This is a genomic window from Devosia sp. Root436, assembly GCF_001426345.1.
Classification (GTDB): Bacteria; Pseudomonadota; Alphaproteobacteria; order Rhizobiales; family Devosiaceae; genus Devosia.
Genome location: NZ_LMEM01000013.1, coordinates 160,391 through 173,332, shown reverse-complemented (window position 1 = coordinate 173,332; position 12,942 = coordinate 160,391). Strand labels below are relative to the sequence as shown.

The window sequence follows — 12,942 nt, the reverse complement described above, 5'->3', positions numbered from 1 at the left end:
CACGCCTTCAAAAACAAAAAACCGGCACCCAAAAAGGGCGGCCGGTTCCCACGACGGTCTTTAGCGATTTCTTTTAAGTGGCTGCAAGCGACCGGCCAAATCACCACTGGACTGTGATGTAAGGCCAATTGTCTGTTGGCGTCAATTGGAAGGGTTGCTAGGGGATAGCCACGGTTTCCGCGGGACGACACAGCATGGACAAGCAACTGGCCTGGCCGCAGGGCGTGTTTCCGGCGCGGCTGATCGAAAAGCTGCACCGGCAAGGCTCCATCCAGGCGGCCCGTCCGTTCGACGCAGACCAGGTGCAACCGGCCAGCCTCGACTTGCGGCTCGGCGACGTCGCCTATCGCGTGCGCTCCAGCTTCCTGCCCGGCCCCAGCCATTCGGTGGCCGAGCGCATCGAGGCACTCAAGCTGCATGAGATCGACCTGACGCGCGGCGCCGTGCTGGAACGCGGCTGCGTCTATCTGGTGCCGCTGCAGGAAAGCCTCGACCTGCCCGAAACGGTCAGCGCCTCGGCCAATCCCAAGAGTTCCACCGGGCGGCTCGATGTTTTCACCCGCGTCATCGGCGACCGGGCGCGCGGGTTCGATCAGATGCCCGATGGCTATACGGGTCCGCTCTATCTCGAAGTCAGCCCCCGCACCTTCCCGGTGCTGGTGCGCACCGGCTCGCGGCTCAGCCAGATGCGCTTCCGCTCGGGCGACAACCGGCTGACAGTGGCAGAGCACCAGGCGCTGCACGCCTCCGATACGCTGGTCTTCAACAACAATGTGCCAGTCGGGGAAGGCGTGGCGCTTTCCATCGATCTCAAGGGGGAAGGCCGCAACGGGCTGATCGGCTTCCGCTCCCGGCGCCATACGGCGGTGGTCGATGTCGACAAGAAAGCGGCGCTCGATGTGCTCGATTTCTGGGATCCGCTGACCAATCGCGGCCGCGAGGAACTGATCCTCGATCCGGATGAATTCTATATCCTGGTCAGCGACGAGGCGGTGCATGTGCCGCCGACGCACGCTGCCGAAATGGTGCCGTTCGATCCGCTGGTGGGTGAATTCCGCGTCCACTATGCCGGCTTTTTCGACCCCGGTTTCGGCCATTCGTCGGCGGGCGGTGCCGGCAGTCGCGCCGTGCTCGAAGTGCGCAGCCGCGAAGTGCCGTTCCTCCTCGGGCATGGGCAGACCATCGGGCGGCTGATCTATGAGCGGCTGGCCGAAGCGCCGGACCGGCTCTATGGCTCTGCCCTGGGGTCGAACTACCAGGCGCAGACGCTCAAGCTCTCCAAGCACTTCAAGCCCTATTCGGGCTAGAAGAACAGCGCGTCGAGGTCGGTCTCTTCCGCATCCTGGCTGGTCGGCTCGGATTCCATGGCCGGCGCTGCATCGGCGCCAAAGAGCTGTTCGTGAATCCGGCGTTCGGCATCCATCGTATAGCGGGCGCGGTGGGCCGAAAGCATGGTGGCAATGGCCGGGGTTTGCTCTGCTGCGGCCATGGGCGGGCATTCGCTCACCAGCTGCATTTCCAGGTCGCGCATGGTTTCGGAAATCGCGGCCTGACTGACAAAGGTTTCGGCCGCATTGCCCAGCAGTGCAATGACATTGGGGCCATCACGGTTGAGCGTTGCCAGTGCCTCGGCCAAAGCAGAGTCCACGCCCTGCAGCAGGACCAGGGCCGCGGTGGCTTCCTGTTCGAGCTGGCCGACGCGGCCGGCAGCATCGCCGTTCGCGGCAGCGCCGAACGACTGCGCGAGACCGGCCGCCTGGTGCAGGCCGGCCATCGACGCTTCGGCGGCGGTGACGGTCTCGCCGGTCAGCTCACGTAGTTGGCGGGCGATGACATTGAGGGCGGCGCCGCGTGGGCCCAGTTGGGCACATTTGACTGCTGCATTGAGGCTGACGAGGCGCATATTGGCCTCGATTTCCTGTACGGCCTCGACATGACTGAGCAGCACACCGACCGTGCCGAGCACCGCATTGGCGACCAGCTCAAGCTTGCTGCGCTCGGTTTCGCAATCGCGGAGAACCAGCGCGGCGTGGCGCACGGCCTTGCTCAGGGCGGCCAGCGAGGAGGCGCCGGCCTCGTCGCCCTGACCATAGATGGCGCGGCTCTGGTCCATGATGGAGCGGGCGTCGGCGGCAAGATCGCGCAGGGCGTCGCCCGCTTCGGCCACGTCGCCCTCGAAGGCATCGGTGGCGCCGGAAAGCTGGGCAATCTGCAGGCTGCCGAGCAGATTGCCGGCGGCTTGCCTGTCGTTTTCCTGCAAATTGCCGCTATCCAGCATGTCGGCAAGTGCCGCCAGGCCGCTTTCGACATGCTCGATGCGCTGTCGCGTGGCGTCGCCCACCTGCAGCGCCATGACGGCACTGGCGATGCGGGTGACGATCTGGCGTGAGACCCGGCCGGTCTCGGCGGTGCCATCGACCGATACGGCGCGCTGGCGGGCCAGCTCGGCCAGGGCCCGGTCCATGTCGGCGGCGAGGGCGCTCAGCGTATCGGCATGGGCGTTCTCGAACTGGCCACGCTGGCGCGCCGCATGCCCCACTTCATCGGTCAGTTGGCGATAGGCGGCAGTAAACTGCTGGATGGTGGAACTGGCGCTTTCCGAGAGCTTGGCAATATCGGTGGTGAATACATCGAAATCGTCGCTGTCGCCGACGACGCCAGCCGCGACGACGCGCGCATTGATGGCGACAATGCCCATCATCTTGACGGTGCGGCGCAGCTCGGAAATGGGGTGTTCGGCGGCATCCACCACCTCGGCCAGGCGCGTCAGGTCCGCCTGTTCGGTGGCGAACAGAGCGGAGATGGTCTCGGCCTGCCGGCCGATATCGGCCAGCCGCGTCGATGCCTCGGCAAGTTCAGGGCTCTGCAGCTGTGCCGGCAGCGCCTCGAAGACCTTGGTGATGCGGTTGAGCATGGCCGCGCCTTCGGTCAAGCGGGCGCCGACCGTGACGAAGGTGCTTTCGATCTCCTGGCGCGGCTTGGCCAGCCCTTCCCCGATGGCACGGAGCGGGGCGGTATCGGTGGAGGTCGATGGAAGCCGGTGGGCCAGTGCGGTCATGGTGTTGCACCTGTGCGTGGCGCTCGGCCATAGGTTTCGATTTCAGTGGCGACGCGATGCAGCGGCACGACCTTGGCGGCAGCACCGCGCTGGATGGCCTCCTTGGGCATGCCGAAGACCACGCAGCTCTCCTCGTCCTGGGCGACGGTGTAGCTGCCGGCCTGGCGCATTTCGAGCAGGCCGCGGGCGCCATCATCGCCCATGCCGGTCAGGATGACCCCCATGGCGTTGCGACCGGCAACCTGGGAGGCCGAGCGGAACATCACGTCGACCGACGGACGATGGCGCGACACATGGGGGCCATCCACGATATTGACGGTGTAGCGGCTGCCGGCGCGGTGCAGCACCATATGCTGGTTGCCGGGAGCGATGAGTGCGCGGCCGGCCTGCACCACGTCCCCATCAGCCGCTTCCTTGACCTCGATGGCGCAGAGACCGTTGAGACGGCGGGCAAAGGCGCCGGTGAACTTTTCGGGCATGTGCTGGACGATGATGATGGCGGGGCTGGCGGCGGGCAGTTTTTCGAGCACTTCGCGCAGGGCTTCGGTGCCGCCGGTGGAGGCGCCGATGCAGACGACCGGGTCGGTCTGCGGCTGCTTGGCGCGCACCGAGGCGGCACGGGCTTCCGAATGCGGGGGGATGATCGCGTCGGCGGTCAGCTTGGCCTCGACGGTCAAGATGGGGGCGGGCTTGTGGACGCCGCGGAACTTGGCATGAGCGGCCGCCTTGGCGGCATCGCAGATGCGCATGCGCGATTCCTGCAGGAACTGGGTGGTATCGACGCGCGGCTTGGCCACCACATCGATCGCGCCGGCTTCAAGCGCCTGCATCAGTGTTTCCGAACCGGCCTCGGCCAGGCTCGAACAGATGACCACCGGAATGGGCCGCTGGCTCATGATCTTGCGCAGGAAGGTCAGCCCGTCCATGCGCGGCAGCTCGATATCGAGGAACATGACATCGGGCACTTCCTGGCGGATGCGTTCCACCGCGACATAGGGGTCGGCCGCCGTCGCCATGACTTCGAGATCAGGGTCGCTGTCGATGATCTCGCTGAGCGTCATGCGCACCGAAGCGCTGTCATCGACGATGAGCACTCGGATCTTGCGGCGGGTCGCAGCCATAGTCGTACCTTCAGGTCTTCTGGAATACCGCGGGTGCGACCTGACGCATGGTCACCGCCGTACCGATCATGGATTCGGAATGACCAAGAATCAGATAACCGCCCGGCCGCAAATGGTCGACCAGGCGCAAGATCACCTTCTCCTGGTCCGCCTTGTCGAAATAAATCAGCACATTGCGCAGAAAGATGACGTCCACGTCGTGGTCGAAGGGATAGCTGATATCCATCAGGTTCAGCCGCGCCAGGCGGACCAGCCGCCGCAGCTCCGGCACGATCCGCACTTCGGGGCGCTGGCCGGGCTTGCGCGCATGCATCAGATAGCGCTGCTGCTTGCCCGGTGGCACCGGCGCGATCAGCTCGGTCGGGTAGACAGCGCGCATGCCCTGCTCGAGCACGGAGGTCGAGATATCGGTGCCCAGAATGGCGAACTTGAAGTCCTGGCGCTCGGCCATCAGGTCGGCCAGCACCATGGCCAGGGTATAGGCTTCGGCGCCCGTCGAACTGGCAGCGCTCCATATCTTGAGCAAGGGCTTGCGCTCGCCGCGGCGCAGCGCGATCAGATCGGGCACCAGCCGCTCCTCGAGCAGGTCGAAATGCTCGGGCTCGCGAAAGAAGTCCGTCTTGTTGGTGGTAACCGCATTGATCAGGAAGGGGCGCTCGACGGCAAGTCCATCGCGATGGAACAGGTAGTCGCCGTAGTCGTCGAGACTGCCGAGGCCCAAAGCGCGGACGCGCTTGCGCAGGCGGCCCTCCACCATCAGGCGCTTGGTCGGCGGCAGCTTGATACCGACTTCGGCGCCGATCAGGTCGGAGATACGCTTGAAATCGCGCAGCGACAGATGGTCGTCGTCAGTAGTTTCCGGCCGGATGGCGGCCTGGCGGGCGGATGGGGGCAACGGTCAGTCTCCGGGCGACGAGGATATGCGGTCGGCGATGACCGCATGCTGCTTGAGGTCAGGCCGCGCGAGCGGCCTCCGCGACCGATCCGAGCAGGCGTTCGAGATCGAGCACGGTGACGAAATTCCCGTTGCGGCGGCCGATGCCGGCGATGCAGCGCCCGGACCAGGAACCGCTGACCGCCGGAGGCGGATCGAGCTCGTCGTCATCGAGGATGGTCACTTCGAACACGCGGTCGGCCCGCAGGCCGAGCCGCAATTCGCCATCGGGCCCGGCAATTGCCAGCACGATGATGCGGGTGTTCGCATTGTCCGGGGCTGGCGGCAGACCGAGCGTCAGCCGCAGGTCGACCACCGGAATGCCCTGCCCGCGCACATCGATCATGCCCAGCAGGGTTTCGGGTGCCTGGGGCAGGCGGGCAATAGGCCGCATGTCCAGAATTTCCTGCACCTTCTCGACGGGCGCGGCGAAGAGTTCGTCGGCGACGCCAAGCGTAACGTATTGAGCCCGTTCAGCCATTTCCGCCTCCTTACGCCGCGCCACGGCGGGTGAATTCGCCGTCGAGCTCGTCGCGGCCATCATCCAGGTCGAGGTCGAAACCGCCACCCTTGCCACCACGCAGGGCGGGCTTGCCGTCACCCATCTGCGGGGCATTGGCCATGATGGCGTCGCGCAGGCCGGCGCGGCTCGGCTTGGCCTTGGTCGGGGTCGGCGCCTGGCCGGCCTGATTGGCATGGATGCGGAAGTAGCTGATGGCAGTCTGAAGCTGTTCGGCCTGGCTGGCCAACTCTTCGGAGGTGGCCGACATTTCCTCGGCGGCCGAGGTGTTCTGCTGGGTCACCTTGTCGAGTTGCTGGATGGCGGTATTGATCTGGGCCGCACCGGCATTCTGCTCACGGCTGCCGGCAGAGATTTCTTCCACCAGTTCAGCGGTGCGCTGGATGTCGGGCACCAGCTTGCCGAGCATTTCGCCGGCCGACTGGGCGGCCTTGACCGTGGTGCCGGAGAGCGTCGAAATCTCGGCCGCGGCAGCCTGGCTGCGTTCGGCGAGCTTGCGCACTTCGGAGGCCACCACCGCAAAGCCCCGGCCATGTTCGCCCGCACGGGCGGCTTCCACCGCGGCGTTGAGGGCGAGCAGGTCGGTCTGGCGGGCGATTTCCTGCACCACCATGATCTTTTCGGCGATGGTCTGCATGGCGGCCACGGCATTGTCCACGGCCTCGCCGGAGGCGATGGCGTTTGCTGCCGACTGACGGGCGATCTTCTCGGTCTGGCTGGCATTATCGGCCGACTGCTTGATGGTCGAAGCCATTTCTTCCATCGAAGCGGAGGCCTCTTCGGTCGAGGACGCCTGTTCGGTGGCACCCTGGCTCAATTGCTCGGCGGTGGCCGACATTTCCTGGCTGCCGGCCGCGACATTGTTGGCCGAGGTGATGGCTTCGGAGATGACATCGCGCAGCTTGGCGACCATGCGTTCCAGCGCCAGTCCAAGGGCATCCTTGTCGGACAACGGCTTGACGTCGATGGTCAGGTCGCCATCGGCGATCTGGTCGGCGGCGGCAGCCGTGGCGCGCAGGTTGTCGGTCATGATGTTGACGGTGGTCACAAGATCCTTGATCTCGTCGTTGGACGTCACCTCGACCCGCTGGTCGAGATCACCGATGGCGACGGCATCGACCACCTGGCGGACACGATGCAGGCCGCGGCTGATGCCCAGAACGATCCACACGGCAGCGCCGATCGCCAGCAATGTCGAACCGATCAGCAGTCCGATCAATAGGGTGCTGCTCGACGCATAGAGCTGCTCGGCGTCCACGGTTGCCTGCGACAGCTCTTCATTGTCGAGGGCCGTCAGTTCATCAAGCGCGACAACCGCCTCGCTGCGTGCCTCGGCGGCCCGGCCATTGGCGAGTGCAAAGGCCTCCTCCTCACGACCGGCCTGGGCCAGCCGCCGGATTTCATTGTGCTGGGTAAGGTAGTCGTCGTAGCTGGAGACGAAGCGGTCGATCAGCGCCTTGCCGGCTTCGTCGGAGGTGTCCCGAAGCGAAGCGGCATCGGCATGGACCAGCGCGATCTCTTCGTCGAGACTTTCGATCAGGGCGATCCGTCCTGCCGGATCGCGCGTCAGAATGAGGTTTTTCTCGTCGCGCGCGACTTCGAGTGTTGCGACTTCGAGGTCGGCGGCGAGCTGGATGCGCTTGACGTTTTCGTTCATGGCAATGCCGAACGAATTGTTGAGCGAACCGAGATTCTGCAGGGCGACGACCATGCTGATCGCCGAGAGAACGATAACGACTGCGAATGTAGCAGCCAGTTTTACTTTAATTGTCAAACGCATAGCACGTGCCCTTCTTGGCTGGAGGGCACGCTTCTGCGGTCCTCTTTCGATATACCGACGCATGAAATCCGGCTTGTTTCGCATCGGGGCCGGACGCCAATCCGGTCCCGATACGCGGCATGATGACGACGGGATCAGGCGCTGCGACGAGTGAAGTCGGCGTCGAGATCGTCGTGACCGTCGTCCAGGTCGAGGTCGAAGCCACCTGAATTGGCGGGCTTGGCCTTGGCCTTGCCGCCCGTCTTGCGCGGCGCCATATGCGGTGCCTTGGCCAGAATGGCCTGCTTGAGGTCAGGCTTGGCCTCGCTCCGGTTGGCCTCCATCGGCACCGCGCTGGCGTCGATGCGGAAGTAGCTGATGGCGGCCTGGAGCTGTTCGGCCTGGCTGGCCAGCTCTTCGGAGGTGGCCGACATTTCCTCGGCGGCCGAGGTGTTCTGCTGGGTCACCTTGTCGAGTTGCTGGATGGCGGTGTTGATCTGGGCGGCGCCGGCATTCTGCTCACGGCTGCCGGCGGAGATTTCTTCCACCAGCTCGGCGGTGCGCTGGATATCGGGCACCAGCTTGCCGAGCATTTCGCCGGCCGACTGGGCCGCCTTGACCGTGGTGCCGGAGAGCGTCGAGATTTCCGCCGCGGCGGCCTGGCTGCGTTCGGCGAGCTTGCGCACTTCGGAGGCCACCACCGCAAAGCCCCGGCCATGTTCACCGGCACGAGCGGCTTCCACCGCCGCGTTGAGAGCGAGCAGGTCCGTCTGGCGCGCAATTTCCTGCACCACCATGATCTTCTCGGCGATGGTCTGCATCGCCGACACGGCGTTGTTCACCGCTTCGCCCGAGGCAATCGCATCGGCAGCGGGGCATTATCGGCCGACTGCTTGATGGTCGAAGCCATTTCTTCCATCGAAGCGGAGGCCTCTTCGGTCGAGGACGCCTGTTCGGTGGCACCCTGGCTCAGTTGCTCGGCGGTGGCCGACATTTCCTGGCTGCCGGCCGCGACATTGCGGGTGGCGGCCGTCACTTCGCTCACCACTTCGCGCAGCTTGCGGGTCATGGAGTTGAGCGCTTCGATCAGGTCGGTCACTTCGTCATTGCCGCGGGCCTGGACGGTGGCGCTGAGATTGCCGCCGGCCACGTCGTTGGCAAGGCGCACGGCGCCAGCCAGAGCACGGCTGATCGACATCACGATCCAGGTTGCGGCAATGGCGGCGATCAGGGCCGAACCGGCGAGCAGGCCGATCAGCATCATGCGGTTGGACTGGTAGAGCTCGTCGGCCTCGACCACTTCCTTCTGCAACTCGTCGATGTTGCGTTCGACCATGGCCTCAAGGCGGCCCGCAGCCGTTTCTCGCAACTGGGCGCCTTCATTCTCGACAAGCTGCTCGGCGATATAGTCGGACCGCTGGATGGCGATCGTCACGGCCTTGTCCATGGCCATGATCATGTTCTGATAGTCCGACTGGACGGTGGCGAACAATCCGCGTTCGGTGGGCGCCACCAGGCGGCCGAGTTCGGCGAAGCCAGGCTCGAGTTCGGTCAGCACGCTGCGATAGTCCTGCAGCCACTCATCCTGCTTGGCCGGTTGATCGGAGGCCAGCAGAACGTTGCGCTGCTGGCGGAAGATGTCGCTGGCAGCCAGGAACATCGATGTTGCCGAGTCGTAGGCGGGAAAGGCCCCGATATCGCCGGCGTTCAGCCGGGCGGCGATAGTGGTCTTGAGCTGGCCCATGGATGCTTCAAGTGCGGTGATGGCGGCGCTGCCCTCGGTGGAGGTGATGCGGAAGGCCTCGGCATCCGAATTCTTCACCGCCTCGTCCTGGATTTGCGTTGCCACGACCCAGTACTGATCCAGCGCGTCGATGAAGGACTGCATGTCCGCGTTGGACTCTTCGCTCGAGAACTGACCCACCAGGCCCACGGCGTCGCTGCGCAGTTCTTCATAAAGGCCAGTGAGTTCGTCACGCGTCTGGGCCATGTCTTCGGCGCTGGAGCTGACGATCATGCTCCGGATTTTACTGCCGATATTGGTGAGGTCTTCCTGCATTTCGCGCATGGACAGCGACTGCGCCGCCGCACCGTTGACGATGTCGTCCATGGACGTGTTCAGCTGGCCCAGGCTCTGCAGGGCGAGAAACATGCTTGCTGCCGACAGGGCGACGACGACGACAAAGGTCGCCGCCAGCTTGGTTTTGATTGTCAGTCTCACGATGCAGACCTTTCTTCTGATGCTGCTGTTGACGCTGTTCTGGCGCCCTGTGTTTCGAAAATGCGCCCCAGATCGGGGATGATGATGAAGCCGCCATTGCGCTTGCCGATGCCGCGAATGAATTCGGGGCGCCAGCGCATGCCGACCTTGGGGGCCTCCTCGATGGATGCCGCTTCGATATCGGTCACGTCGTGGACCTTGTCGGCGAGGATGCCGGCAACGGTGGGTTCGCCGTCGATATCGACTTCCATCACCACGATGCGGGTGTCCTCGTCCGGCTCGGGCCGGTCCATGCCGAACATCACGCGCAGATCGGCAAGCGGCACGACGCGGCCGCGCACATTGATGAGGCCGCTGACGAAGGGCGACGCATTGGGAACCTCGGTGATGGGCACGAGATCGAGGATTTCGCGCACGCTGCCCGCCTCGACGGCGAAGAGTTCATCCTGCAGGCGCAGGGTCAGCGCCTTCATGGAGCTGGTTTCGGTGGCGTTCATGCTGCCCTCCCCTGGTCGACATAGCCCTGGCCGAACTGGACCAGGTGGGCGGTATCGAGGATGAGCGCGACCGTACCGTCGCCCAATATGGTCGCTCCGGAGAACGACTTGATGGACGAATGCAGCTTGCTCAGTTGCTTGATGACCGTCTGGTTGTTGCCGATGATCTGATCGACCACGAGGCCGACACGGCCTTCGCCGGAGGAGACGATCACCACCTTCTGGTGCGGATCGGCCGGCGCCCTGGTGCCGAACACTTCGCGCAGGCGCAGGAAGGGTACGAGGCTGCCGCGGATATCGAGGAAGTTGCGGCCGCGCGCATTGGCTTCGATGCCCTCGGGCAGCTCGACGCATTCCTCGACTGCCGCGAGCGGAATGGTGTAACGGCCATTGCCGACCCGCACGAGCATGCCATCGATGATGGCCAGCGTCAGCGGCAGGCGAAGCGTCATGGTCGAGCCGCTGCCTGGCGTGGTGGCGACATCGATGCTGCCGCGCAGCCCGTCGATGGTGCGCTTGACCACGTCCATGCCGACGCCGCGACCCGACAGGGAGGTGACTTCCTTGGCGGTGGAGAAGCCGGGGGCGAAGATCATGTGCCAGAGGTCGGCATCGGCGATCTTGGCATCGGCGGTGAGCAGGCCGGCCTCCTCGGCCTTGGCGCGGATGCGTTCGGCATTGAGCCCGGCCCCGTCGTCGGTCACCGAGATCGCGACTTCGGCGCCGGCATAGACCGCGGAGAGACGAACCGTGCCCTTGGGCGGCTTGCCGGCGGCGAGGCGCTTCTCGGCGCTTTCGAGGCCATGGTCGACCGAGTTGCGGATCAGGTGGACCAGGGGGTCAGCCAGGCGCTCGATCATGGTTTTGTCGAGCTCGGTATCTTCGCCCGTGGTGATGAAGTCGATTTCCTTGTCGAGATCGCGGCTGAGGTCGTGCACCAGCCGGCGGAAGCGGCTGAACAGAGTGCCGATGGGCACCATGCGGATACCCATCGTGGTGTCGCGCAGGCCCGAGCTGAGGCGCTCGAGTTCCTCGGCGATGGTCTTGAGATTGCCGTCGCTGCTCATGGCCGCGATCTGGGTCAGGCGTGCCTGGGCGATGACCAGTTCTCCGACGCGATCCATCAGTTCATCGAGCCGTTCGGCATCGACGCGCATCGAGGACGAGGCAGCGGCACTAGCCGAGGGTTCCTTTTCCACGACAGGCTTGGCAGCCTTCGAAGCCTTGGACGTCTTTGCCGGTGCAGACGCCGTGACCGCCGCGGGCTCTGCCACCACAGCGCGCGGCTCGGGCGGCGCGATGATGGGCGCCGGTTGCGTCGCCTCGGCTCCGGTCAGCGGCTCTACCGACAATTCCATGCCATCCTTGAGGAACAGGAAGACATCGTCGATGGCGGCACGCGGATCGTCGGCGGTGAGATCGACCTGCCAGCCCATATAGGGCACTTCGGGATCGATGCTATCGAGCGGCGGAATGGTATCGGTCAGCGCCGTGATGGTGCAGGGACCGATAGCCTTGATCTCGTCCAGCAGCAGCAGCGGATTGGTGCCATAGACCAAAGCGTCGGGCGGCAGGCGGAAGCGGATGCGCCAGCGATTGCCCGGGCCTGCCGCGACCGGCGCTACAGCCGGAACAGGGGGTTCTGCTTCGGCAGCCGGGGATTCGCCTCCGTCTTCGGCAGCAGCGATGACGATGCGCAGGGCGTCGAGAATGGTTTCGCCACCCGCCTGGGGCGCGTCGGGCTGTTCGATCAGCTTGTGGATATGATCCTTGGCGTCGAGCGCCACGGCGATCAACTCGGACGTGGCCTGCGTCTGGCCCTTGCGAACCTTGTCGAAGGCCGTCTCGAATTCGTGCACGAAGGCGGCAACGGCCGTGAAGCCGAACATGGCGCCCGACCCCTTGATGGTGTGCAGCGCCCGGAAGGTAGAATTGATCAGGTCGTCATTGGCCGGGTTCTGTTCGAGGTCGAGCAGGCCCAGTTCGAGCTGTTCGAGCAGCTCGCGGGCTTCCTGGCGAAATGTCTCGGTGGGATCGGGGAAGCTCATGCGCCGGTGACCTTCTTGATGACCGCGAGCAACTGGTCCTGCTTGAACGGCTTGACGATCCAGCCGGTGGCGCCGGCTTCCTTGGCCTGGCGCTTGAGTTCCTCATCGGACTCGGTGGTCAGCAGGATGATCGGCACGCCCTTGCTGGAGGGATGCTGGCGATATTTTCTGATGAATTCGATGCCGTTCATGACCGGCATGTTGAGGTCGGTAATGACGGCATGGACCGTCTGACCAGTGGCCTTGGTGTAGCCATCGGCGCCATTGATGGCCTCGATGACATCGAGGCCTGCGGCGGACAGCGTCATCACGACCATCTGGCGGATGGATGCTGAATCGTCGATGGTCAGGATCGTCTTGCTCATGCTGCCTTGCCCTCGCGGATTGGTGGTGTCCAGAAATCACCATCCGGAAGCAACGGCTGACCTTGAGCATCGAGGCATCCGACCTGAATCAGCAGATCGCGCAGCACACCGCTGGGCGGGGTGGCGAGCGACAGCGATTTTCCGGCGGCCAGGGCCTGCTTGCGGGCGGCCAGCAACAACTGGATAGTGGTAATGTCGGCGCCTGATATCGCCTCGGTGGCGACGGCGACCTGGTCGTGGCCGGCCAGTGCCTTGCGCAGCGCTTGGGCAATATCCTGCGCCGCGCGCAGACCGGCATCGCCGGAAATTTTGACGACGTGAACGCTATCTCTGGTCATGACAATGACCGAGCTGTGAAGCACATGACGTAAAACATAACTTTGACTACCGTAGGATGGGCACAGTCTTTGCCGTCAGAA

The 12,942-nt window shown here is 64.6% G+C and carries 10 protein-coding genes, 2 pseudogenes and 1 riboswitch; of the genes and pseudogenes, 1 reads left to right on the top strand and 11 read right to left on the bottom strand.

Annotation, left to right across the window (positions count from 1 at the left end; translation table 11 throughout):
• Positions 1-41: 41 nt before the first annotated feature.
• Positions 42-117, bottom strand: a riboswitch (SAM riboswitch).
• 77 nt (positions 118-194) lie between these two features.
• Positions 195-1,307 (top strand): 2'-deoxycytidine 5'-triphosphate deaminase, encoded by a 1,113-nt coding sequence (locus tag ASD04_RS15515; RefSeq protein WP_056258902.1) that lies wholly within the window; start codon positions 195-197, stop codon positions 1,305-1,307.
• Here the strand turns inward: ASD04_RS15515 and ASD04_RS15510 are convergent.
• The 11 genes and pseudogenes from ASD04_RS15510 to ASD04_RS15460 form a co-directional block, all read right to left on the bottom strand.
• A complete protein-coding gene (locus tag ASD04_RS15510; protein WP_056258899.1) occupies positions 1,304-3,058 on the bottom strand; it encodes a hypothetical protein in 1,755 nt (584 codons plus the stop codon). The two genes, ASD04_RS15515 and ASD04_RS15510, sit on opposite strands and share 4 nt — an antisense overlap.
• Positions 3,055-4,179 carry a chemotaxis response regulator protein-glutamate methylesterase gene (locus tag ASD04_RS15505; RefSeq protein WP_056258897.1) on the bottom strand — a complete coding sequence of 375 codons (1,125 nt, stop codon included), beginning with the start codon at positions 4,177-4,179 and terminating at the stop codon, positions 3,055-3,057. Before ASD04_RS15505 ends, ASD04_RS15510 begins: the two co-directional genes overlap by 4 nt.
• Before the next feature lie 10 nt (positions 4,180-4,189).
• The gene (locus ASD04_RS15500; protein WP_244488337.1) at positions 4,190-5,074 is read right to left on the bottom strand and encodes a CheR family methyltransferase; all 885 of its coding nucleotides are present in this window, start codon (positions 5,072-5,074) and stop codon (positions 4,190-4,192) included.
• Between the two features lie 58 nt (positions 5,075-5,132).
• Complete coding sequence (locus ASD04_RS15495; protein WP_056258894.1) at positions 5,133-5,594, bottom strand: chemotaxis protein CheW; 462 nt, start codon at positions 5,592-5,594, stop codon at positions 5,133-5,135.
• A gap of 10 nt (positions 5,595-5,604) precedes the next feature.
• Positions 5,605-7,413: a methyl-accepting chemotaxis protein gene (locus tag ASD04_RS15490; RefSeq protein ID WP_056258891.1), complete on the bottom strand. Its 1,809-nt coding sequence runs from the start codon at positions 7,411-7,413 to the stop codon at positions 5,605-5,607.
• Positions 7,414-7,547: 134 nt separating this feature from the next.
• Positions 7,548-8,653: pseudogene (locus ASD04_RS19735) on the bottom strand (methyl-accepting chemotaxis protein); the annotation flags it as partial.
• Positions 8,654-9,136: 483 nt separating this feature from the next.
• Positions 9,137-9,613 (bottom strand): annotated as a pseudogene (locus ASD04_RS19905) (MCP four helix bundle domain-containing protein); the annotation flags it as partial.
• Complete coding sequence (locus ASD04_RS15475; RefSeq protein ID WP_056258883.1) at positions 9,610-10,110, bottom strand: chemotaxis protein CheW; 501 nt, start codon at positions 10,108-10,110, stop codon at positions 9,610-9,612. The gene ASD04_RS15475 and the pseudogene ASD04_RS19905, both read right to left, overlap by 4 nt.
• Positions 10,107-12,158, bottom strand: a complete 2,052-nt coding sequence (locus ASD04_RS15470) for a chemotaxis protein CheA (RefSeq protein ID WP_056258878.1) — start codon at positions 12,156-12,158, stop codon at positions 10,107-10,109. Before ASD04_RS15470 ends, ASD04_RS15475 begins: the two co-directional genes overlap by 4 nt.
• Positions 12,155-12,523, bottom strand: coding sequence for a response regulator (locus ASD04_RS15465; RefSeq protein WP_056235049.1), 369 nt, complete (start codon positions 12,521-12,523; stop codon positions 12,155-12,157). The genes ASD04_RS15470 and ASD04_RS15465 overlap by 4 nt, the downstream gene beginning before the upstream one ends.
• Positions 12,520-12,861, bottom strand: a complete 342-nt coding sequence (locus tag ASD04_RS15460; RefSeq protein WP_156461274.1) for an STAS domain-containing protein — start codon at positions 12,859-12,861, stop codon at positions 12,520-12,522. The genes ASD04_RS15465 and ASD04_RS15460 overlap by 4 nt, the downstream gene beginning before the upstream one ends.
• Positions 12,862-12,942 lie beyond the last annotated feature (81 nt).